The following is a 20,218-nucleotide window of genomic DNA, read 5'->3' on the forward strand; positions in this document are numbered from 1 at the left end:
CATGGTTCTCGGAGCCGCAGAATCGCCGGTCCTCTCCTTTGATGTTGGCGGGACCGATATCAAGGCCGGTTTGGTTGACGCCCGGGGGGCCGTTTTGGGCATGCGCCGCGTTCCCACGCCGCTGGACCCTGCCCGACCCGGCGAAGCCGTCCTGGACCGGCTCGCTGAGCTTGCCGCCGAGCTGGCTGCCGAATTCCCGGGAGTTCCGGCCAGGGCTGCCGGCATCATCGTTCCCGGCATCGTGGACTCGGTGGCCGGGGTGGGCGTGTACTCCGCCAACCTCGGATGGCGTGACTTTCCCTTCACGGCCGAAGCCGAGAAGCGGCTCGGCATTCCTGTGGCGTTCGATCATGATGTGCGTTCCGCCGCAGCGGTGGAACACAGCTTTGGTGGGTCCAAGGAGTTCAACGATGTTGTGGTGATGGTGGTGGGCACCGGCATCGCGGCAGCCGTTTTCTCGGGCGGCAAGGCTGTGACCGCGGGAGGTTTCGCCGGCGAACTCGGCCATGCCCAGGTCCCGGATCCCGATGCCGCCCCGGGCACCACAGGTTCCACCATCCTGGAAGCCGTGGGTTCCGCCGGTGCCATCGCCAAGCGCTACCACCGGGCTTCCGGAAACAGGGTAAATGGTGCTCGCGACGTGTTGCTCAAGGCAAGCGAGGGTGACCAAGCAGCGGCCCGGGTCTGGGCCGACGCAGTGGATGCCCTCGCCTTCACCATCTGCCAATGCGTCAACATCATTGGCACTGAAGCTGTGGTGATCGGCGGCGGCCTTGCCGAAGCCGGGGATGAACTCCTTGATCCTCTCCGCACCCGTGTTAACCAGATCCTGGATTTCCAACGGCGACCCCACCTGATCCGCGCCCAGCTGGGACAGGACGCAGGCCTCCTGGGAGCTGCCCTCAATGCACGTGGCCTGTTGGGAGCCGGACAATGAAGCGAGCCAACGTGAACCGCATCATCACAGTGACGGCCAACCCGGCCATCGACATGACCTACACCGTGCAGGGGATCACCGAAGGGGCCAGCCATCGTGTGCCGACCCCGTTGAGCCGCGCCGGCGGCAAAGGGATCAACGTAGCCCGCGTCACCCACCAGCTCGGATACCCCGTCCTCGCCATCGCGCCCACGGGCGGAGCCGCCGGACAGACCTTGGCCGCCGAACTCTGGACCAGCGGCGTGCCACACACCCTGGTGGGAGTTGCTGCCGAAACCCGTCGCAGCATCGCGCTCGTGGACACGGTGGCAGGCGAAACATCCATCTTCAACGAAGAAGGCCAAGCGCTCCTTCCGGATGATTGGCGTTCCCTCCGGATCGCGGTAGTGGAGGCCGTGAGCGGCAACCGCAACCTGCCCGCCTCCGTCCTGGTCGGTTCCGGCAGCCTCCCGCCTGGCGCCCCCGCGGATTTCTACCCGGAGCTGGTGCGCCTGGCCCACGACGCCGGCATCCCGTGCATCATCGACACCTCCGGTCCCGGAATCATCGCCGCAGCCAAGGCAGGCGCAGACATCCTCAAGCCAAACCACCACGAACTTGCAGAGGCCACGGGCGAGTCCAGCTTCGAAGCGGCAGCTCTCTCGCTGATAGGCATGGGTGCCCGCGCCGTGCTGGTGAGCGCCGGCGCCGACGGCATGCTCGCCTTTGACCATGCCGCTCCGGGCGGCTACTGGAGCGCGCGCCTACCGGAATCGCTCAGTGGCAACCCCACAGGGGCGGGCGACGCCGGTGTGGCAGCTGCCGCCGTCGCGCTCGCCGAAGGCATCACAGAGCCCCGCGAGATTCTTCGCCGGGCTACCGCCTGGTCCGCCGCCGCCGTGCTCATGCCCGCAGCGGGCGAGATCTCGCCCCGGTACCAGGAGCTGCAGGACCAACTGATCGTTACATGGAAGGAGACCCGGTGACCCTGGTCAACACGCGGGAACTGATGGACAAGGCCGCGGCCGCAGGAACGGGCCAAGGCGCGTTCAACATCATCCACATCGAAACAGCCGAAGGGCTGGTGGCAGGAGCCGAGGCCGCCGGTGTTCCGCTGATCCTGCAGATCTCCGAGAACTGCGCCAAGTACCATGGCGGCCTGGAACCCATCGCGTCTGCAGCCCTGGCGATCGCCCGTTCCGCCTCCGTGCCCGTGGCCCTCCATCTGGACCATGCCGAGTCCGAAGACCTCGCGCTCGCCGCCGTAGACCTCGGTTTCGGTTCCGTCATGTACGACGGCGCGCACCTGCCTTACGAGTGGAACGTTGAAGTAACCGAACGGGTGGCTGCGTATGCGCACGAACGAGGGGTCTACGTGGAGGCCGAACTGGGCAAGGTGGGTGGCAAGGACGGGGCCCACGCGCCCGGTGTCCGGACCGACCCCGCCGAGGCGCAGGCATTCGTTGAGGCCACCGGCGTGGACGCACTCGCCGTGGCCGTGGGGTCGTCCCATGCCATGACGGAGCGCAGTGCCGCACTGGACCTTCACTTGATCACGCGGCTGAAGTCCGCGGTGGGAAAACCGTTGGTTCTCCATGGCTCTTCCGGTGTCACAGATGAGATGCTCGTAGCCGCTATCGGCGCAGGTATGACTAAGATCAACGTATCCACACATTTGAACGGGTTCTTTACCCGCGCCGTCCGTGAGTACCTCGATGCCAACCCTGCAGTGGTGGATTCCCGGAAGTACATCAAGGCCGGCCGGGATGCCCTGGTGTTGGAGTCCGCACGTATGCTGACGCTGTTCGCCAAAGCGAAATAGCTCCGAACCCGCGAAAGGCTTGTCATGACCCGCACCGATCGGCTGACCGCCATCCTCGATCTCCTGGCCGAGTCCGGCCATGTGGAAGTCGAGGACATCGTGACGCGTCTAGGCGTGTCACCTGCCACGGCCCGTCGGGATCTCGACAGCCTTGCCAAGCAGCGGTTGCTCAGCCGTACCCGGGGTGGTGCCACCACCGGGTCGGTGGCCTATGACCTCCCCGGCCGCTACAACCGGGACGACCACGCTGAGGCCAAGCAGGAGATCGCACTGGCAGCGTCGTCGTTGATCCGGCCGGGGGCCGTCATCGGCCTGAGCGGTGGAACCACCAACACAGCGCTGGCGCAACTCCTGTCCACCCGTGAGGACCTCAACGCGCCGTCCAACCGGCCCACCCTCACCGTGGTAACCAACGCCATCAACATCGCCTCGCAGTTGGCGGTTCGTCCCAACATCAAAATCATGGTCACCGGGGGCATCCTCAACCCGCGCTCGTACGAACTCGTGGGTCCGTACACGGACGTCATTATGCAGAAGGTCGCTTTGGACATCGCGTTCATCGGCGTCAACGGCGTTGACCCGGACCTTGGACCCACCATTACGGACGAAGGCGAAGCCATGGTCAACACTGTGATGGCACGCCGGGCCACGGAATCCTACGTGGTGGCCGACTCCTCCAAGGTGGGTCGCCGCTCCTTCGCCGCCATGGCTGGCTACGACTTCCGGCACCTGATCACGGATTCCGGGATCAGCGCGGAGGACAAAGCTGCGTTCGAAGCCAAGGGCACGGAAGTCATCGTCGCCCCTGCCGGCTAGAAGCGCATCCTGGGTGCGTGCAGCACGGAGTCGTCCACATCCCTGGGCACCCACTGGCTGAACGGTAAATCCAAACTGTACTGATCGCCGTCGTTCTTGATCAGCGTGCGCAACTCGGCGTTGTCCGGGTTGTTGAGCGACTCGAAGTATTCCACCGTCCAGTGGAACCACCGCATGCAGAAAAGCCGCATGGTCAATCCGTGCGTCACCAAGAGCGTGTTGGGAGCATAAGTGGGCTTCTGCCAGTGCCGGTAAAGAGTCTCCATGAACGAGGACACGCGGTCGTACACGTCCGAACCCGACTCGCCCTCGCGGAACCGGTAGAAGAAATGGCCGTAGAGGTTGCGCAGTTCCTTTTGGTCCTCGATGTCCCCGGAGATCTGGAAATTGGCCCAGTCCTGCTCACGCAGCCTCGGCTCCTCGATGACGCGCTCGACCAACGGTCCGAGGTTCATGGCCTCCAGCGTCTGGTAGGCCCGCAAATAGGGCGAGACGTAAACGCAGACCTGCTCTCCATCGAGCTTTCGTCGAAGGTCCTCACCGGCGATCCGTGCTTGCTCCAGCCCGGCTTCGGTCAACGGGATCCGATAATCCGGCACGCGGTTGTAGATGGACGTGTCGGCATTCGCGGCGGACTGGCCGTGCCGGATCATGAAGATTCTCTCTGGGGCACCCATCCCACCAAGCATAGGGTGGCCATTCCCGGCAAAGAGGCAGGAACTGCGGGCAAGATAGGTACATGTTCCTTGCTTCCCGCCGCCGGCTGCGCGCCGAAGTACTTATTGTGCTGGGCCTCTCCCTGGGCCAGTCGGCCGTTTACTCCGTGGTGCAACTGCTCGACAAGATGACGCGGGCGCCGTTGGCAGACGCAACGTCTACCCTGAACAGGTCCCAGAGCACCCGGGAGTACTTCGACCTCACGTACCAGCTGTTGGACATCGTGTTCGCCCTGGTGCCAGTTGCCTTGGTGTTTTATTTCCTGTCCACGCATGTCCAGGCAAACCGGAACGGCGACAGCGGTTCAGCATTCGCCCGGCTCGGCTTCAACTTTGCCCGGCCCGGCAAGGACCTGCTCCAGGGCCTGGGCCTGGCGGCGCTCATCGGCATACCGTCCCTTGGCCTCTATGCGGCGGGCAGGGCGCTCGGGATCACCACTGCGATTGTCCCCAGCGGCCTGGACGCCTACTGGTGGACCGTGCCGGTGCTGATTCTCTCCGCCATGCGCCACGCGATCGTGGAAGAAGTGATCGTGGTGGGGTATCTCATGGACCGGTTCGGGAAGTTCGGATGGAGCATGCCCGTGGCCATTGTGGTCAGTGCGGTCCTGCGGGGGAGCTACCACCTGTACCAAGGGTTCGGGCCGTTCATTGGCAATGTGGTGATGGGCTTGGTGTTCGCCTGGATCTACACCAAGACGAAACGCGTGATGCCGCTGGTGATTGCCCACGCGTTGCTGGACATTGTGGCGTTCGTCGGATTCAGCCTGTTCGGCAAGGCGATGGGCCTGGGATAACGGCGGAAGGACTGCCGTTAAAAGTATCCGGCCGCCATCGGTGGGTGACGTCATTGGCACCCGCTGATGGCGGCCGAAGCTTTACCCGGGCACGGTTGTCCAGGGCCGGGACGAGCCCGGATCAAAGGAGTGGTCAGATGGTGACAGCTCCGGAGGCGGTTTCGAACGTGACTGCCAGGATGCCCGGGGTGCCGTGCGGAGCCATCCACTGGACCGCAACGTCCTCGAGCGGCTTCTCCACCGGTTCGCCCAACCATTCGGTCACGCGTTCAGCGGAGCCCGCGATGGTGAGGCTGGACATCTTGACGTCGCTCTCGTAGACCTTGGACGGGTGCAGTGAGGGGTCACCTTCCCATTTGAGAAGGTACGGCACCTGGGGATCGGCGATCAGGCCGAGAATGCCAATCTGCTGCCACACCAACTCACGGCCGTCAGGGAATTTGCGGTTGCCGGGGACCGCGGCGCGGCCGAGGCGATCCTCAAACGGAGCGAGGTCGTCAACTGCCACGCACCAGCCCATCCAACCGCCGCCGGCGGCCGAGCGTGCCCGGACGGCCTGGCCAAAGGGTGCTTTGTCGGAAGCGGGGTGGTCCAGGACCTCCACGACTTCCAGGTATTTGTTATCCGCAAGGGGAATGATCATGTTCCGGGTACCGAAGCGCGGGTGCACTCCGCCCCGGACAGCGTCCACTCCCAATGCCGCGGAAATTCGTTCGGTAGTGGCCAAAAGGCCATCTCGTTCACAGGCGTAAGAGACGTGATCCATGCGCATGGCTTCATCTTGGCACTTTGTGATCGGGGTCTCAGCTAAGTCAAGCCTAACTAAGGTGGGATGTTGCGCGACGCGTCATGGAGGGACGCGAAAAGACCGAAAGATTCCGACGACGTCACAAAGCTGTCTTAGCGTCCGGACACTTCCTAGACTGGCCGCAGCTCACGTCTCACTAAAACCCGCCGATCATATGCGCCACGAACAGGAGAACTCCATGTCCCAAGGATGGTCTTTCGAAACCCGCCAGATCCACGCAGGCCAGGAACCGGACGCTGCCACGGGAGCGCGGTCACTGCCGATCTACCAAACCACGTCCTTTGTGTTCCCGAGCGCGGAGAGCGCCGCCAACCGGTTCGCACTCGCTGAGCTCGCGCCGATCTACACGCGGATCGGCAACCCGACGCAGGATGCAGTGGAGCAGCGCGTGGCCAGCCTCGAAGGTGGTCTGGGCGCCCTCCTGCTCAGTTCGGGACAGGCTGCGGAGACGTTCGCCATCCTGAACATCGCGGAGGCCGGGGACCACATCGTGGCCAGCCCCAGCCTCTACGGCGGAACGTACAACCTGCTGGCGCACACCCTCAAGAAGTTCGGGATCGCCGTCACCTTCGTGGAGGACCCGGACAACCTGGACCAGTGGCGTGACGCCGTCCAGCCCAACACCAAGCTGTTCTTCGGCGAGGTCGTCTCCAACCCGCGCCAGGACGTGCTGGACATTGAGGGCATCGCCCGCGTCGCACACGAGTCCGGAGTTCCCCTCATTGTCGACAACACACTGTCCACTCCGTATCTGATTCGTCCCATCGAGTGGGGTGCCGACATTGTGGTCCACTCCGCCACCAAGTACCTCGGCGGCCACGGTTCGGCGATCGCGGGCGTGATTGTGGATTCCGGCAACTTCGATTTCGGCAAGGACCCGGAGCGGTTCCCCGGCTTCAACACCCCGGACCCCAGCTACAACGGGCTCGTTTACGCCCGCGACCTGGGCAAGGACGGCGCGCTCGGTGCCAACCTTTCCTACATCCTGAAGGCCCGCGTCCAGTTGCTCCGGGACCTTGGCTCGGCGGTGTCTCCGTTCAATGCCTTCCTCATCGCCCAGGGCCTGGAGACCTTGAGCCTGCGCGTGGAACGTCACGTTGCCAACGCCACCAAGGTGGCGGAGTGGCTTGAAGCCCACCACGACGTCGAATCGGTCGCCTATGCGGGCCTGCCGTCGAGCCCCTGGTACGACCGTGGCCGGAAGTATGGTCCCAACGGCACCGGCGCCATCGTTGCGTTCAACATCAAGGGCGGAGTGGAGGCCGGCAAGCGCTTCGTTGACGGACTGGAGTTGCACTCCCATGTTGCCAACATCGGCGATGTCCGCTCCCTGGTCATCCACCCGGCGTCCACTACGCACAGCCAGCTCACGGTCGAGCAGCAGATCGCCGCAGGGGTGAATCCTGGCCTGGTGCGTTTGTCCGTGGGCATCGAGCACGTCGATGACATCATCGCTGACCTCGAAGCAGGGTTCCGGGCGGCCAAGGGCGCCTGACACCACGTTTCGGGCCTGGCCTGACAGCTTCCGTGGGCTGCCGTCCGCGCCGACGAATATTCGCCGGGCGGCAGTCCAAGGTGCATGTTGGTGAACGAAGTAGCCCCAAATCGTCACACTGTTGTCATATTCTTCGCCAGAACCGCCCTGTTTTTCCTAGACTCTTCGTATTAGGTCATGAGTGCCAGCACACAGCCCCGGCTTGCTGGCCGGCAACCCTCCTCCGCGGCGGGGTGCCCCGGGTGAAGACCTGGCCTGTTCGCACGCAAGGCGACAGGCAAGCGCGAGGATAGGTGTCAAAGGAATGACCATTACTGCCACAGCCATTTCCACTTCGGAAGAACACGACGGAACGGTCAAGTACGCCGGCATAGGGCCGCTGGAACTTGAAGCAGGGGGCTTCCTGCCGAATGTCGTGCTGGGTTATGAAACGTGGGGCCGACTGAACGCGGATGCTTCCAATGCAGTGCTGATCCAGCATGCGCTGACCGGCAGCACGCATGTTGCCCGTGGAGCCACAGACGAAGAAGGCTGGTGGGAGCAGCTCGTTGGACCGGGTGCCACTATCGACACAGACCGGTTCTTCGTAGTCTCCATCAACATCGTGGGCGGCTGCTACGGAAGCACCGGCCCGTCCTCCGAGGCGCCGGACGGCAAGCCCTGGGGTTCCCGGTTCCCGCTGATCACCCTGCGCGACAGCACTGAGGCTGAAGCGCGGCTCGCCGATGCCTTGGGCATCGACGCCTGGCACGCTGTGCTGGGCGGTTCCATGGGCGGAGCCAGGGCCCTTGAGTGGGCTGTGACGTTCCCCGAACGGGTGAAGCGCTGCGCCGTCATTTCCGTGGGCGCCTACAGCACTGCCGAGCAGATTGCTTTCGCCCAGGCCCAGACCCTGGCCATCCGGCAGGATCCGCACTTCAACAACGGTGATTACTACGGTGGCACTGCCCCCGAGCACGGGCTGGCTTTGGCCCGACGGATCGCCCATATCACCTACCGCTCGGCGCTGGAATTGGACTTCCGTTTCGGCAGGGAAGCCCAGCACCAGGAGACACCGCTCGCCGCTGCCGTTCTGGGGGAGCGCGGCCGATACCAAGTGGAAAGCTACCTGGACCACCAGGGAACCAAGCTGGTGCGACGCTTCGACGCCAACAGCTACATCGCCATCACCGAGGCCCTGATGTCGCACGACGTCACCCGTGGCCGTGGCTCGCTCCATGAGTCACTGTCCCGGGCCACAGCGGAATTCTTCGTGGCGGCCGTGGACAGCGACAGGCTCTACTTCCCGGCCCAGTCGCGGGAGCTGGCTGCTGCGCTGCCGGGGGACGTCCCGGTCCACGTCATTGAGGCCCCGATTGGACACGACGGCTTCCTCACGGAAATCGGGCAGCTCTCGGCACAGCTTCGACAGGCTTTTTTCGCCTAGGCCTCAGCCGTTCATGATCTCGCCGCGCTGCTTCATGTAATCCTCCATGGCGATCTCGCCGTTGCTGAATTTGGCATCAAGCTCGGCCAGTCGCTTTGCCCGATACCCTTGCGGCTCGTTGCTGGGGAACGGCGCGGGGGAGGAGGGGGCCGACGGCGGTCCGGCCTGGGGCGTCACATCCGCAGGTCGGATGACGGTTGGCTCGGATGGGTACCCGGGGTGGTTTTGCCCAGGATAGTTCGGATCAGGGTAGCCCTGGGGCGGGTAGGCCGGGCCAGGCAAATTCTGCTGCGGGTATCCATGGCCGCGGAAGTTCCCATCCTGGAGCCGACGCGCCTTGGACCGGTTGTACATGCGGATCCCCAAGGGAATCAGCCACGAGCAGACGATGATCCAGAAGATCAGATTGTTCACAGTGCAGGCCTCCTAGGTCTTCTCCCAGCTTAGCCCTGCATCTGGAATCAACCCCGGCACCTGAAATCAACCCTGGCACCTGAAATCAACCCCGGCATCTGAAATCAACCCTGCGCCGTCACACCAGCTTGGTATCCATGTCCAGGAATCGTCCGTAGCGGTCCCCCTCGGCCTCCACGGCAAGCTGCTCTTCCGGCGTTGCCGGACGGTTCATGCGGACATCGAGTTCGCACACGCCACCGGAGAATCCATGGCGCCACCAACCAGCCAGCCTGCCGTCCAGCAGGACCACGTGCATGGGTCCGTTGTCCTCTGGGAAGTAGGGCGCTGTTCCGCCAAGGTAGTGCCGGGACTGGGAATAGCCCATGACGTATTCGTCATAGCACTGGATGAGGTCCACCCGGGGGAGCTCTGAACCTTCGGCCGGCTCAGCTGCCTTGCCCAGTTCCTCCAGTTCCTCCAGCTCCCCAGCAGCCAGTTGGAAGTCCAGGCCATCAAGATGTGCGGACTCCAAAGCTCCGGGTGACAGTTCACCGGCCACGTGGATGCCGAGTTTCACATCCTTCATGGTGAGGCCGGACCACGCTGCGCAGTCCTTGACCGTGGCGGGACCGCGGCTGCTGAAATAGCGGAGCGCCAACTGACCCAGCGCGTGTTCGCGGTCCCCGCCGGTGAGGGGCCCCGCAGTGTAATGGGGAACGCGCTCCTCGAACAATGCATACGTTTGTTTCAAAGCCCCACCGGCCGAACGGACGGGGGAGCCACTCACAATGATCCGGCTGATTTCCGCGTGCATAAGGTGGTAGATGAAGCCAAGTCCCTTGCTGGGAAAACCGGCCTGGCCCAAAACCTCGGCCAGTTCCTCGCGCGTTTTATGGGCGCCGCCGGCCACGGCCTCGGCAAGCAGGCCACCACTGCGTGCGGCTGCTTCCGCGTCGATGCCGGTCTGGCGGTACATGCCTTTGTTTCCCTGGTGGAGTCGTTCCCCGGACAACCCCATCAGCCAGCCAAGATCGTCCTGGTGCACAAAGTGCCAGGTGGGCCTGAGGATATGGGTGCGCAGGATGGTTCCGTCGGCTACGGCTTGCTCAACTTCTGCGGACGTGCTGTCCACGGTCCTTTGTGCCAGGGTCCAACGCGCATAGGGAAACTCCTGTGATTGGACCGCCAGAAGATTCCGGACCACGTCCCCCGCGCTGCCGGCCAAGGGAGCCCGTAATTGCTGCCGCCTCAGGCGGAGTCGTCGAACAGCCTCCGCCTGAAGTGAACCGTTATCCGCCATGGTGGCCCACCCAACACATGGACATCACCCTAGCGGCGCGGCAGCAAGGTGCCGCTGGGCCCGAAGACTGGTCCCGGCGTCGGGCGTTTTGGCGTGATGCCGTCGCCGGAGGACTGGTGCCTCAGGCGGCGGATGACCCACGGGACAAAGTACTCGCGTGCCCAGACCAAGTCGGAGGACCGGGCTTCGCGCCACGTCCGCGGAGGAAGGGCCTTGGGCATCAGGGGCTCCAAAGTGTGGTGGACGTTCAAAGCGTCCAGGACCATCATGGCAATGGTGTGATGGCCCAGGGGCGAGAAGTGCAGCCGGTCGGCATCCCACATCTGCGAGTCCGCCAACTGCCGCAGGGACCACATGTCCGCAATGATGGCGTCGTGACGCGCAGCTACGGTCCTGAGGTTCTCGTTGTAAATGGCCACTTTGCCCCGGATCCGGCCCAGCACCGAAGCTGCTGTGTCCGGACCGTTGAAGAGCACCACGGTGGCGCCGCCCGAACTTAGGTCTCCCACCGCGACGTCGAGTTTCTCCGCCAGCAGGTCGGGATCGCCGCCCGGGCGGATGAGGTCGTTGCCGCCGGCAGAAATGGACACGAGGTCAGGTTGCAGCTCCAGGCACGGGCCCACCTGCTCATCGACGATCTGCTGCAGCAATCGGCCGCGAATGGCAAGGTTGGCGTAGGCGAAATCATCGTGCCCACGGCCCAGCTCCTCAGCGACACGGTCCGCCCAGCCACGGTAACCGCCGGGATTGGCAGGTTCGGGATCGCCGATGCCTTCCGTGAACGAATCACCCAACGCCACGTAACGGCTCCACGGGTGCTTTTGGGCGGGTTCGCCCGGTTTCACTAAATGATTGTTCTCACTCACGCTCATATCCTGCCCCCAGAGGGTCGACCTACGCCACCGTAGGTTGTTACTTACGGGTAACTGCAAGAATGGAGGCATGACTGAAGCCCCCGCTTTTCCAGCACCTGTTGTCCTCTGGTCCCACGACGAAGCCGAACGCGCCGGCAAGCCCCTCCTGGTCCTGCTGCACGGCTACGGATCCAACGAGGACGATCTCTTCAGCCTGGCCGGCCTGCTGCCTGACGGCTTCGTGGTGGCAGCGCTCCGCGCCCCGATGCCCATGGGCCCGGGCTTTACGTGGTTCCCGCTCACCGCGTCCATCGACTACTCCATCGACGCCGTGAAGCTTGCCGCCGAGTACGCCCTGGAATGGCTGGACACGGTAAAGGCCAACCATTCCTCGGTTACGCTTCTTGGCTTCTCCATGGGCATGGCCATGGCCACCACCATGCTCCGGTACCGTCCCGCGGACTTCGCTGCCGTCGTCGGGCTTTCAGGCTTTGTGATCGACGCCGGCACTGACGCCGCCTTCCGGGATGACGAACTGGACGGTTCCGTGCCGATGTTCTGGGGCAGGGACCAGCAGGATCCCGTGATCACTCCCGACAAGATCGACTACACCATGGGCTGGGTGCGCAAGCACGTGGACCTCACCAAGGTGCTTTACACAGGGATGTGGCACGGCATCAACCAGCAGGAGATCGGGCACGTGGGCGAGTTCCTCACCCACAAAGTACTGACTGACTAGGCTGCGGTGATCCGGACCGTCTGCCCGTTGACGGTCACGGTATCGCCGGCGTGGAGTTGGCGGCCGCGGCGCTCGTCGATCTCGTCATTGACCTTGACCAAGCCGTTCTTGATGAGCTCCGTGGCTTCAACGCCGTCCTCCACGAGGTTGGCAAGCTTCAGCAGCTGGCCCAGGCGGATCATGTCGTCGCGGATGGGGATCTCTTCGATTTCGGGGTTGCTCATACAGCAATGATGCCTGAAGTAGTGTGGTGACGGTGCCGCAGCCTTCTCCCCGTTCCGCCCTTCCGCTTGCCGTTGGCCTCCCCATTGCAGTAGCAACGGGCTTGGTCATCCCGCTTCAAGGAAGGATCAACGGGGCCCTCGGTGCCAAACTCGACGACGGCATCGCGGCCGCTGTGGTGAGCTTCACCACAGGCCTGGTGCTGATCAGTGCGATTTCGTTGGCAACGCCCAAGGGCAGGGCCGGACTCCAGCGGATCATCCCCGCAGTCCGGAACCGCAGCTTTCCCCGCTTCTATGTCCTGGCCGGTGCCATCGGTGCGTTGTTCGTCTTCGCGCAATCCTTCACCGTTGCCCTGCTGGGGGTCGCGCTGTTCACTGTGGCCGCGGTGACGGGACAGACGTTGAGCGGCTTGCTCGTTGACCGCATGGGCATCGGACCCGGTGGCCGCCGTGCCATCACGGGGGTCAGGGTCCTCGGCAGCGTCCTGACCGTGACCGCCGTCGCCTGGGCCGTTTCGCCACGGTTCGGCGGAGACGCCGACATCGCCTCGCTGGTGCTGCCCGTCCTCCTGCCGCTTGCCGCAGGCTTCCTCATGAGCTTCCAACAAGCCATGAACGGAACCGCCACCGTTCATTATGGGACGCCGGTGGCGGCCACGCTGGTCAACTTCATTGCCGGTTCCACCATCCTGTGGATTGCGTGGCTGATCAAGCTCGCCGTTGCGGGACCGGGCAATCCGCTTCCGGCCGAGTGGTGGTACTACCTCGGTGGCCCCATGGGCTGCCTCTTCATCGGCCTGGCAGCATTGCTGGTCCGCAGCCTCGGCGTCCTGATTACCGGCCTGGGCATGATTGCCGGCCAACTGGTTGGCTCGCTGGTGCTCGACGTCGTGATCCCCAGCCCCGGCACGGTGGTCGCCTTGCCCACGGTGCTGGGGACCATCCTCACCCTGGCCGCGATCATCGTGGCCACCTTGCCGTGGCCCAGGGGGGCATTCGCACGGAGGGGTGCGGCGAAAGGCCGGTAGGGTAGGAGGCAGTAAATTTCCCTCACAACCCCGCCGGACAACATCGTCCGGAAATCGGGGCAAACCACCGCGGACCGCACCCAGCGGCCCTGTAGAACAAATGGAGTACCCATGGCAGCAAAATCCGTCCTTGACCAGGTCATTTCCCTCTCCAAGCGGAGGGGCTTTGTCTTCCAGGCCGGTGAAATCTATGGTGGCTCCCGTTCCGCATGGGACTACGGTCCCCTCGGTGCGGAGCTGAAGGAAAACATCAAGCGCCAGTGGTGGCAGAGCATGGTCCGCGGCCGTGAAGATGTGGTGGGCCTGGATTCCTCGGTCATCCTTCCCCGCCAGGTATGGGAAGCGTCCGGCCACGTGGAGGTCTTTTCCGATCCCCTGGTTGAGTGCCTCTCCTGCCACAAGCGCTACCGTGCCGACCACCTCGAGGAAGAGTACGAGGAAAAGAAGGGCCGCCCGGCAGAAAACGGCCTGAAGGACATCGCCTGTGCCAACTGCGGCACGCGTGGTCAGTGGACCGAACCGCAGGAATTCTCCGGCCTCCTGAAGACCTTCCTTGGCCCTGTAGCCAGCGACGAAGGCATGCACTACCTGCGCCCCGAAACGGCACAGGGCATCTTTGTGAACTTCAACAACGTGCTCACCACGTCCCGGAAGAAGCCGCCGTTCGGCATCGGCCAGATCGGCAAGTCCTTCCGCAATGAGATCACCCCGGGCAACTTCATCTTCCGCACCCGCGAGTTCGAACAGATGGAGATGGAATTCTTCGTCGAGCCGGGCACGGACGAGGACTGGCACCAGTACTGGATGAAGGAACGCATGTCCTGGTACACGGACCTTGGGATCCGTGAAGACAACCTGCGTTTCTTCGAGCACCCCCTGGAGAAGCTCAGCCACTACTCCAAGGGCACCACGGACATCGAATACCGCTTCGGTTTCCAGGGCTCCGAGTGGGGCGAGCTCGAGGGCATCGCCAACCGCACGGACTTCGATCTTTCCACGCACGCCAAAGCGTCCGGCACGGACCTGAGCTACTTCAACCAGGCCACCAACGAGCGCTACACGCCGTACGTGATCGAACCTGCCGCAGGCCTTACCCGATCCTTCATGGCGTTCTTGATTGACGCCTACACCGAGGATGAGGCCCCCAACGCCAAGGGCGGCGTCGATGTCCGCACCGTGCTGAAGCTGGATCCGCGCCTGGCCCCGGTCAAGGCAGCGGTGCTGCCACTGAGCCGTAACGAGGACCTGTCCCCGAAGGCGAAGGCACTGGGCGCGCAGCTGCGCAAGAACTGGAACATCGACTTCGACGACGCCGGCGCCATCGGCCGCCGCTACCGTCGCCAGGACGAGATCGGTACCCCGTTCTGCATCACCGTGGACTTCGACACCCTCGAAGACCAGGCCGTAACCATCCGTGAGCGCGACACCATGAGCCAGGAACGCGTTTCCCTGGACAAGGTTGAGGGCTACCTGGCAGCACGCCTGATCGGCGCCTGATCGTGGCTTTGGAATACCGTGAGTGGAAGGAAGGCGACGACCTCGCCCTCCTGGAGATCTGGGGTGGCCCGGAGACTCTTCCCGCTGAGCAGTTCCGTGCCGCCTTGGCGCCGTCGAGCAACCAGCCGTGGCGACGATGCATCGTGGCCGAGGACGTAGTCGACGGAGTGCGGATTCCCGTTGCCGCAGGCGTGGTCCACGAGGCTTCCCTGCACCCGGAACGCCTGTGGGCCTACATCGAGGTTGCCAAGGATCATCGCCGCAGCGGCGTAGGTGCCACCCTCCTGACGATGCTTCGCCGCGAAGCCGGGAACTCGCCGTCGGGCGTTTCCAAGCTCCGCAGCAAAGTTGAGCCGGAGACTGCCGGTGCGGCCTTTGCCGCGGCCGCGGGACTTGCCCCCATCCAGCGTTCGCAGTTGGTGGTGGTGGAACCCGAGCCGCTGACGTTGCCGCGTTTTGGGGACGGTTCCGAGGAAGCAGCCTCAGAGCGGGTGGAGGACCTGGCCACAGGCTCCGTTGAGCTCAGCGACGTTGTTGGTAAGTACTACTCCCACGTCCACCACTGGGACAGCCCGGGGGAGCTCAGCATAGCTACCGTGCAGCGCCTGTTCCTGCACGACCTCACCGGTGCGCACGGCGCTATCGTGCTGCGCGCGCCCAAAGCCAGCGCTTTTGGCGAGGGTGTTCCGGCGAGCCGAAAAGGCAAGATCCAGGCGTTCGCCATCAGCTACGCCCAAGGCAATTCCGATGAGCCGTCGGATGTCTTCCTGGGCCACGATCCCGAGCTGTCCGCCGCGGACGCTGCCTTTGCCGTACGGGACCTGTTGGCACTGATCGCCTACCAGCACCCCGTGCTGTTGGAAGTCGATGATTCCATGACGGCCTTGCGCGCAGTCCTTGAGCCCTTGCTGGAATCCGGCAAAGCACACGTTCGGGGCGCTGACACGTTGATAGTGAGTGACTGACCACTGTCCCCGCAGGTCAAGATCCTGCCTTCCGCACACTGGTGCGGACGGCAGGATCTCTGCGTTAAGGACCGCTGCCGCTCTGCGAACCTCCTGGTAAATAAAAATGATTGACGGTGCCCGGAGGCAGGAGTAGGCCTATCGGAGTAAACCCCCACGCTGCCACCGCTGGAGGGAGGCCACGTGAGGAACAGATCGGTCTCTCGTCTGTATCGGTGGTAAATCACATGAACCAAATAGCCCTCGACGGGCTGCGGGAACAATTGCGCGGACAACTCATCACTCCTGAAGACCCTGACTATGACGCGGCCCGCGCTGTCTTCAATGCCATGGTGGACAAACGGCCCGCAGGCATCGTCCGCGTCGGGCAGGTCTCCGATGTCATTGCCGGCGTGAACTTCGCCCGCGAGAATGCCATGCCCCTGGCAATCCGGGGCGGTGGTCACAGTGCGCCTGGTTTCGGTACCTGGGACGATGCCTTGGTGCTGGACTTCGTTCGTCGCACGGGCGTAAGGGTTGACCCTGAAAAGCGCACGGCCCGGGCTGAGGCGGGCACCACGTGGGCCGACTTCAACCACGCGACCCACGCTTTCGGACTCGCAACCACCGGAGGGATCGTAGGTTCCACTGGTGTCGCGGGACTGACTTTGGGCGGCGGGATCGGTTACTTGACCAGGAAGTACGGCCTCTCCTGCGACAATCTGGTCTCAGCGGATGTCGTGACGGCAGACGGCAATTTCCTCATCGCCAGCGAAGAACGCAATGAAGACCTGTTCTGGGCGATCCGCGGAGGCGGCGGCAACTTCGGCGTGGTGACGTCCCTGGAGTTCCAACTTCACCCCGTGGACATGGTCTACGCAGGGATCATCATCTATGGCGCAGAGAACATTCCGGCAGTGGCCCGCTTCTACCGGGACTACATTGCCTCCGCGCCCGAAGAATTCGGGGCTTTCCTCGGCTTCCATCAAGGGCCGCCCGTACCTTTCCTTCCCGAGGAATGGCACGGCAAATCAGTCTGCGTGGTGGTGGGAATGTGGACTGGCGATCCGGCCGAAGGCGAGGCACGCTGGCAGCCGTTCCTGGACGCTGCTCCGGTAGCGGGTTCCATGGTGGGCCCCATGCCCTATCCGGCCTTGAATGTGGCGTTCGACGGACTCAACCAGAAAGGCATGCAGGGGTACTGGAAGGCCAACTTCCTGCGTGACCTCAATGACGGTGCCATTGCGGCGCATGCCGAATACGGCGCTACCGTCACCAGCGTCAACACCTCGGTGCATGTCTATCCCATTGACGGAGCCGTGTCCCGGGTAGGGGTCCAAGACACCGCTTTTGCCCATCGCGACATGAAGTTCTCGCCGGTCATCGCCACGCAGTGGGTGGACCCGGCGGATAACGAAGCGAACATCGCGTGGGCCCGCGGGTACGCAGCGGCCCTTGCTCCGCATTCGGAAGCAGGTGGATATATCAACTTCATGGACTCTGAGGACCAGAATCGTGTGGCGGACAACTACGGACCCAATTGGGAGAGGCTGGTGGCCATCAAAGCCAAGTACGATCCCGGAAACCTCTTCCGCGTCAACCAGAACATCGCGCCCGACTGAGTCGGGAGACCTCTGCCTTCCCGCGTAGGGTTATCGCATGAGGTTTTGCTGCTGATGGGCCACGGTCACTCCCACGGTCATTCTGAAGGTTCCGAGCCAACACCGCAGGCACTGGCTTCGCGCAAGAGGGCCAATTGGCTGCTGGCGGCGGTCCTGGTCCCGCTGGGCGTGCTCACCATAGTGGCCATGCTGGTCATGTGGCCCTCGGGCAGCCGGGAGGGAATCTCATTCTCGAGTCCCTACCAGGCCGCCCCCGGGGTCACCTTCGATACTGGGCGGATCCAGAGCGTGGTGGTGGAAAGCTGCACTCAAACCGGACAATCCAACACCGGACAGGCGGACCCAGGCCAGAATAGCCAGGGCGCCGGATCCCAGTGCACGTTCGCCTTCACAGAACCCGACAAGGGCGGGGACGTGGTCAAGGTGGTCATCAACCCTGACGTCGCCATGTCCCATGGTGTGGACGTCGGGGACTCCATCCGGTATCTGAACCTCTCCGCTGTCCAGGGCGCCAACGCCGGCAGCGGCGCGCCGGCATACGTTTTCGTTGACTTTGTCCGCAGCATTCCCATCGCCCTCCTGGCTGTGCTGTACGCGGCGGTGGTCATCGCGGTGGCCCGCTGGCGTGGTTTCAGGGCGCTCCTTGGCCTGGTGGGTGCCTACTTTGTCCTGGTCAGTTTCATCCTGCCCGGCTTGGTGGAGGGAAAACCGCCGCTGCTGCTGGCGTTGGTGGGGTCTACCGTGATCATGATCGGGGTCCTCTACTTCGCGCACGGATTCTCGGCGCGAACCTCCACGGCCTTGCTGGGCACTATATTTGGGCTCGGTATCACGGCGTTGCTGGCAGCGTGGGCTACTGACGCAGCCAACCTTGCAGGCGTAGGCAACCACGATGCGTCCACCCTGGTGAACATGTCACCCCAGATCTCGATCTCCGGGATCATCCTCTGCGGACTCATTATTTCCGGCCTGGGCGTTCTCAACGACGTCACCATCACCCAGTCCTCTGCTGTGTGGGAACTCTACGAGCTCGCGCCCACCACGAGCGCCAGGAAGCTGTTCTCCTCGGCAATGCGGATCGGCCGGGACCACATCGCCTCCACCGTGTACACCATCGCCTTCGCCTACGCCGGCGCCGCCCTGCCGATCCTCATCATCGTGATGCTCTATGACCGCCCGCTCGATGAAGCGCTGACCAGCGCCGAGTTGTCCGAGGAAGTCATCCGTACCCTGGTGGGCTCCATCGGACTCGTCCTTGCCATTCCGGTGACGACTCTCATTGCCGTCCTGGTGGTCAAGGCGACGGGCATGAAGCGCCTGGCCGCATCGGGTGGACCGTCCGTCAGTGCCGACGAGCTCAACGACACGGGCGCGCTGGCAGCTGCGGCCGCCGTCGTGGGTTCCGATCCGCATGACAAGCACGACGCCGATACCCGCCTTGACGCGCCCGGCAAACCGGTGCGGCCAGGCAGCCGGCGCGCCCAACGGGAAGCGGAGCGGCGGGGGACAGCCGGGACTGACTGAACACCGGGTTTCGGCCCGATGCCAGCGGATTTGCCCGGATTTGCAACAATGGATGGGTGACTGTTGTAGCAACGCCCCCCGCACCAAAGCTTGAGCTCCCGCCGTTGAAGCTCGGTGGGATCACCGTGGACACCCCGGTGATCCTTGCCCCCATGGCCGGCATCACCAACTCAGCCTTCCGCAGGCTCTGCCGTGAATACGGCGGTGGTATGTACGTGGCGGAGATGGTGACGTCGCGTGCCTTGGTGGAGCGGACACCCGAATCGTTGCGCATCATCTCGCACGATGAGGACGAGAAGGTCCGCTCCGTCCAGCTCTACGGCGTGGATCCGGTGACTGTGGGCGCCGCAGTGCGGATGCTCGTCGAAGAGGACCGGGCTGATCACATCGACCTCAACTTCGGCTGCCCCGTGCCCAAAGTCACCCGGCGCGGTGGTGGTTCAGCGCTACCGTGGAAGATCGACCTTTTTACGTCCATCGTCAATACAGCGGTCAAAGAGGCCTCCAAGGGCGGCATCCCGCTAACCATCAAGATGCGTAAGGGCATCGACGAGGACCACCTGACGTACCTCGACGCCGGACGCATCGCCCGCGACGCAGGCGTGGCCGCCGTCGCCCTCCACGGACGCACGGCCGCGCAGTTCTATTCCGGCCAGGCCGACTGGTCCGCCATTGCCCGCCTCCGTGAAGCCTTGCCCGATATCCCGGTGCTGGGCAACGGCGATATTTGGTCTGCAGAGGACGCAGTCCGTATGGTGCGCGAAACAGGCGTGGACGGCGTGGTGGTGGGCCGTGGCTGCCAGGGCCGGCCCTGGCTTTTTGGTGATCTCCAGGCAGCCTTCGAAGGCAGCGACCAGCGGCACCGCCCGGGATTGCGTGAAGTGGCTGAGGGCGTCTATCGTCACGCCGAGCTGATGGTGGAGACCTTCGGCAACGACGAATACAAGGCATTGCGCGAAATCCGTAAGCACATGGCCTGGTACTTCAAGGGCTACGTGGTGGGTGGAGAGCTTCGGGCCAAGCTGGCCACGGTGCCCACCCTCGAGGTGCTGCGCGAATACCTTGATGAACTGGACATGGACTCGCCATACCCGGGAGTCGATTCCGAAGGTCCCCGCGGCCGCGCCGGCTCGCCCAAGAAGCCCGCATTGCCCAAGGATTGGCTGGTGAGCCGTCAGCTGAACGCTGAACAGAGCGCGGAAATCTCCGCAGCGGAGTTGGACGTTTCGGGCGGCTAGCCGCACACGTGTAAGACTGACTCAAGAAGCTCCACACCCCGGCGCTTGAAGGAGGC

20 protein-coding genes and 1 riboswitch are annotated in these 20,218 nt (G+C 63.8%); of the genes, 14 read left to right on the forward strand and 6 right to left on the reverse strand.

Annotated elements, in window-relative coordinates; translation table 11 throughout:
* Position 1: 1 nt before the first annotated feature.
* The 4 genes from ACR30Z_RS19690 to ACR30Z_RS19705 are packed head-to-tail and all read left to right on the forward strand — an operon-like array spanning position 2 to position 3,554.
* Positions 2–937, forward strand: a complete 936-nt coding sequence (locus tag ACR30Z_RS19690) for an ROK family protein (RefSeq protein ID WP_434374355.1) — start codon at positions 2–4, stop codon at positions 935–937.
* Positions 934–1,902 (forward strand): 1-phosphofructokinase family hexose kinase, encoded by a 969-nt coding sequence (locus ACR30Z_RS19695; RefSeq protein WP_434374356.1) that lies wholly within the window; start codon positions 934–936, stop codon positions 1,900–1,902. The genes ACR30Z_RS19690 and ACR30Z_RS19695 overlap by 4 nt, the downstream gene beginning before the upstream one ends.
* Entirely contained in the window at positions 1,884–2,738 is an 855-nt protein-coding gene (locus ACR30Z_RS19700; protein ID WP_434374357.1) for a class II fructose-bisphosphate aldolase, read from the forward strand. The genes ACR30Z_RS19695 and ACR30Z_RS19700 overlap by 19 nt, the downstream gene beginning before the upstream one ends.
* 24 nt (positions 2,739–2,762) lie before the next feature.
* Positions 2,763–3,554: a DeoR/GlpR family DNA-binding transcription regulator gene (locus tag ACR30Z_RS19705; protein ID WP_144652089.1), complete on the forward strand. Its 792-nt coding sequence runs from the start codon at positions 2,763–2,765 to the stop codon at positions 3,552–3,554.
* On the opposite strand, the gene ACR30Z_RS19710 is transcribed toward ACR30Z_RS19705, so the two are convergent.
* Positions 3,551–4,231: a histidine phosphatase family protein gene (locus tag ACR30Z_RS19710; RefSeq protein WP_244296805.1), complete on the reverse strand. Its 681-nt coding sequence runs from the start codon at positions 4,229–4,231 to the stop codon at positions 3,551–3,553. The genes ACR30Z_RS19705 and ACR30Z_RS19710 overlap by 4 nt on opposite strands.
* Before the next feature lie 62 nt (positions 4,232–4,293).
* Here ACR30Z_RS19710 and ACR30Z_RS19715 point away from each other — a divergent pair, with 62 nt between their 5' ends.
* Positions 4,294–5,067, forward strand: coding sequence for a CPBP family intramembrane glutamic endopeptidase (locus ACR30Z_RS19715; protein WP_434374358.1), 774 nt, complete (start codon positions 4,294–4,296; stop codon positions 5,065–5,067).
* Between the two features lie 133 nt (positions 5,068–5,200).
* Here ACR30Z_RS19715 and ACR30Z_RS19720 read toward each other — a convergent pair whose 3' ends face one another.
* Positions 5,201–5,839, reverse strand: coding sequence for a VOC family protein (locus tag ACR30Z_RS19720; RefSeq protein WP_144652092.1), 639 nt, complete (start codon positions 5,837–5,839; stop codon positions 5,201–5,203).
* Positions 5,840–6,029: 190 nt separating this feature from the next.
* Here ACR30Z_RS19720 and ACR30Z_RS19725 point away from each other — a divergent pair, with 190 nt between their 5' ends.
* Together ACR30Z_RS19725 and metX are read left to right on the forward strand one after the other, a co-directional pair.
* Positions 6,030–7,370 (forward strand): bifunctional o-acetylhomoserine/o-acetylserine sulfhydrylase, encoded by a 1,341-nt coding sequence (locus ACR30Z_RS19725; protein WP_434374359.1) that lies wholly within the window; start codon positions 6,030–6,032, stop codon positions 7,368–7,370.
* Positions 7,371–7,543: 173 nt separating this feature from the next.
* Positions 7,544–7,660: riboswitch (SAM riboswitch) on the forward strand.
* 14 nt (positions 7,661–7,674) lie between these two features.
* The gene (metX, locus tag ACR30Z_RS19730) at positions 7,675–8,796 is read left to right on the forward strand and encodes a homoserine O-acetyltransferase MetX (RefSeq protein WP_434374360.1); all 1,122 of its coding nucleotides are present in this window, start codon (positions 7,675–7,677) and stop codon (positions 8,794–8,796) included.
* Between the two features lie 3 nt (positions 8,797–8,799).
* On the opposite strand, the gene ACR30Z_RS19735 is transcribed toward metX, so the two are convergent.
* The 3 genes from ACR30Z_RS19735 to ACR30Z_RS19745 form a co-directional block, all read right to left on the reverse strand.
* Complete coding sequence (locus ACR30Z_RS19735) at positions 8,800–9,210, reverse strand: hypothetical protein (RefSeq protein WP_434374361.1); 411 nt, start codon at positions 9,208–9,210, stop codon at positions 8,800–8,802.
* A 118-nt stretch (positions 9,211–9,328) separates the two neighbouring features.
* Entirely contained in the window at positions 9,329–10,492 is a 1,164-nt protein-coding gene (locus ACR30Z_RS19740; RefSeq protein WP_434374362.1) for a winged helix DNA-binding domain-containing protein, read from the reverse strand.
* A 29-nt stretch (positions 10,493–10,521) separates the two neighbouring features.
* Positions 10,522–11,364 carry an SGNH/GDSL hydrolase family protein gene (locus ACR30Z_RS19745; RefSeq protein ID WP_144652097.1) on the reverse strand — a complete coding sequence of 281 codons (843 nt, stop codon included), beginning with the start codon at positions 11,362–11,364 and terminating at the stop codon, positions 10,522–10,524.
* Positions 11,365–11,434: 70 nt separating this feature from the next.
* Between ACR30Z_RS19745 and ACR30Z_RS19750 the strand changes: the two genes are divergently transcribed.
* Entirely contained in the window at positions 11,435–12,085 is a 651-nt protein-coding gene (locus ACR30Z_RS19750; RefSeq protein WP_434374363.1) for an alpha/beta hydrolase, read from the forward strand.
* On the opposite strand, the gene ACR30Z_RS19755 is transcribed toward ACR30Z_RS19750, so the two are convergent.
* Positions 12,082–12,309: an RNA-binding S4 domain-containing protein gene (locus ACR30Z_RS19755; RefSeq protein ID WP_144652099.1), complete on the reverse strand. Its 228-nt coding sequence runs from the start codon at positions 12,307–12,309 to the stop codon at positions 12,082–12,084. The two genes, ACR30Z_RS19750 and ACR30Z_RS19755, sit on opposite strands and share 4 nt — an antisense overlap.
* Positions 12,310–12,332: 23 nt before the next feature.
* On the opposite strand from ACR30Z_RS19755, the gene ACR30Z_RS19760 reads away from it, so the two are divergent.
* From ACR30Z_RS19760 to dusB, 6 genes are all read left to right on the forward strand, one after another.
* Complete coding sequence (locus ACR30Z_RS19760) at positions 12,333–13,337, forward strand: DMT family transporter (protein ID WP_434374364.1); 1,005 nt, start codon at positions 12,333–12,335, stop codon at positions 13,335–13,337.
* 111 nt (positions 13,338–13,448) lie between these two features.
* Positions 13,449–14,834, forward strand: a complete 1,386-nt coding sequence (locus ACR30Z_RS19765; protein WP_144652101.1) for a glycine--tRNA ligase — start codon at positions 13,449–13,451, stop codon at positions 14,832–14,834.
* Positions 14,835–14,836: 2 nt separating this feature from the next.
* On the forward strand, positions 14,837–15,799 hold the full coding sequence (locus ACR30Z_RS19770) for a GNAT family N-acetyltransferase (RefSeq protein WP_434374365.1): 963 nt from the start codon (positions 14,837–14,839) through the stop codon (positions 15,797–15,799).
* A gap of 227 nt (positions 15,800–16,026) precedes the next feature.
* The gene (locus ACR30Z_RS19775) at positions 16,027–17,400 is read left to right on the forward strand and encodes an FAD-binding oxidoreductase (protein WP_144652103.1); all 1,374 of its coding nucleotides are present in this window, start codon (positions 16,027–16,029) and stop codon (positions 17,398–17,400) included.
* Positions 17,401–17,454: 54 nt separating this feature from the next.
* On the forward strand, positions 17,455–18,924 hold the full coding sequence (locus ACR30Z_RS19780; RefSeq protein ID WP_434374366.1) for a YibE/F family protein: 1,470 nt from the start codon (positions 17,455–17,457) through the stop codon (positions 18,922–18,924).
* Positions 18,925–18,980: 56 nt separating this feature from the next.
* On the forward strand, positions 18,981–20,162 hold the full coding sequence (dusB, locus tag ACR30Z_RS19785) for a tRNA dihydrouridine synthase DusB (protein ID WP_144652105.1): 1,182 nt from the start codon (positions 18,981–18,983) through the stop codon (positions 20,160–20,162).
* The last annotated feature ends 56 nt before the right edge of the window (positions 20,163–20,218 follow it).

Source organism: Paenarthrobacter sp. FR1 (genome assembly GCF_051106045.1).
Classification (GTDB): Bacteria; Actinomycetota; Actinomycetes; order Actinomycetales; family Micrococcaceae; genus Arthrobacter; species Arthrobacter nitroguajacolicus_A.

Excerpts from the sequence above, each read along its gene's own strand:
- ACR30Z_RS19740 (WP_434374362.1), bottom strand. The coding sequence starts at position 10,492 with ATGGCGGATAACGGTTCACTTCAGGCGGAGGCTGTTCGACGACTCCGC.
- ACR30Z_RS19765 (WP_144652101.1), top strand. The coding sequence starts at position 13,449 with ATGGCAGCAAAATCCGTCCTTGACCAGGTCATTTCCCTCTCCAAGCGG.
- ACR30Z_RS19715 (WP_434374358.1), top strand. The coding sequence starts at position 4,294 with ATGTTCCTTGCTTCCCGCCGCCGGCTGCGCGCCGAAGTACTTATTGTG.
- ACR30Z_RS19690 (WP_434374355.1), top strand. The coding sequence starts at position 2 with ATGGTTCTCGGAGCCGCAGAATCGCCGGTCCTCTCCTTTGATGTTGGC.
- ACR30Z_RS19695 (WP_434374356.1), top strand. The coding sequence starts at position 934 with ATGAAGCGAGCCAACGTGAACCGCATCATCACAGTGACGGCCAACCCG.
- ACR30Z_RS19725 (WP_434374359.1), top strand. The coding sequence starts at position 6,030 with ATGCGCCACGAACAGGAGAACTCCATGTCCCAAGGATGGTCTTTCGAA.
- ACR30Z_RS19755 (WP_144652099.1), bottom strand. The coding sequence starts at position 12,309 with ATGAGCAACCCCGAAATCGAAGAGATCCCCATCCGCGACGACATGATC.
- ACR30Z_RS19720 (WP_144652092.1), bottom strand. The coding sequence starts at position 5,839 with ATGCGCATGGATCACGTCTCTTACGCCTGTGAACGAGATGGCCTTTTG.
- ACR30Z_RS19710 (WP_244296805.1), bottom strand. The coding sequence starts at position 4,231 with ATGGGTGCCCCAGAGAGAATCTTCATGATCCGGCACGGCCAGTCCGCC.
- ACR30Z_RS19780 (WP_434374366.1), top strand. The coding sequence starts at position 17,455 with ATGGGCCACGGTCACTCCCACGGTCATTCTGAAGGTTCCGAGCCAACA.
- ACR30Z_RS19700 (WP_434374357.1), top strand. The coding sequence starts at position 1,884 with ATGGAAGGAGACCCGGTGACCCTGGTCAACACGCGGGAACTGATGGAC.
- ACR30Z_RS19705 (WP_144652089.1), top strand. The coding sequence starts at position 2,763 with ATGACCCGCACCGATCGGCTGACCGCCATCCTCGATCTCCTGGCCGAG.
- ACR30Z_RS19775 (WP_144652103.1), top strand. The coding sequence starts at position 16,027 with ATGAACCAAATAGCCCTCGACGGGCTGCGGGAACAATTGCGCGGACAA.
- metX (WP_434374360.1), top strand. The coding sequence starts at position 7,675 with ATGACCATTACTGCCACAGCCATTTCCACTTCGGAAGAACACGACGGA.
- ACR30Z_RS19745 (WP_144652097.1), bottom strand. The coding sequence starts at position 11,364 with ATGAGCGTGAGTGAGAACAATCATTTAGTGAAACCGGGCGAACCCGCC.
- ACR30Z_RS19750 (WP_434374363.1), top strand. The coding sequence starts at position 11,435 with ATGACTGAAGCCCCCGCTTTTCCAGCACCTGTTGTCCTCTGGTCCCAC.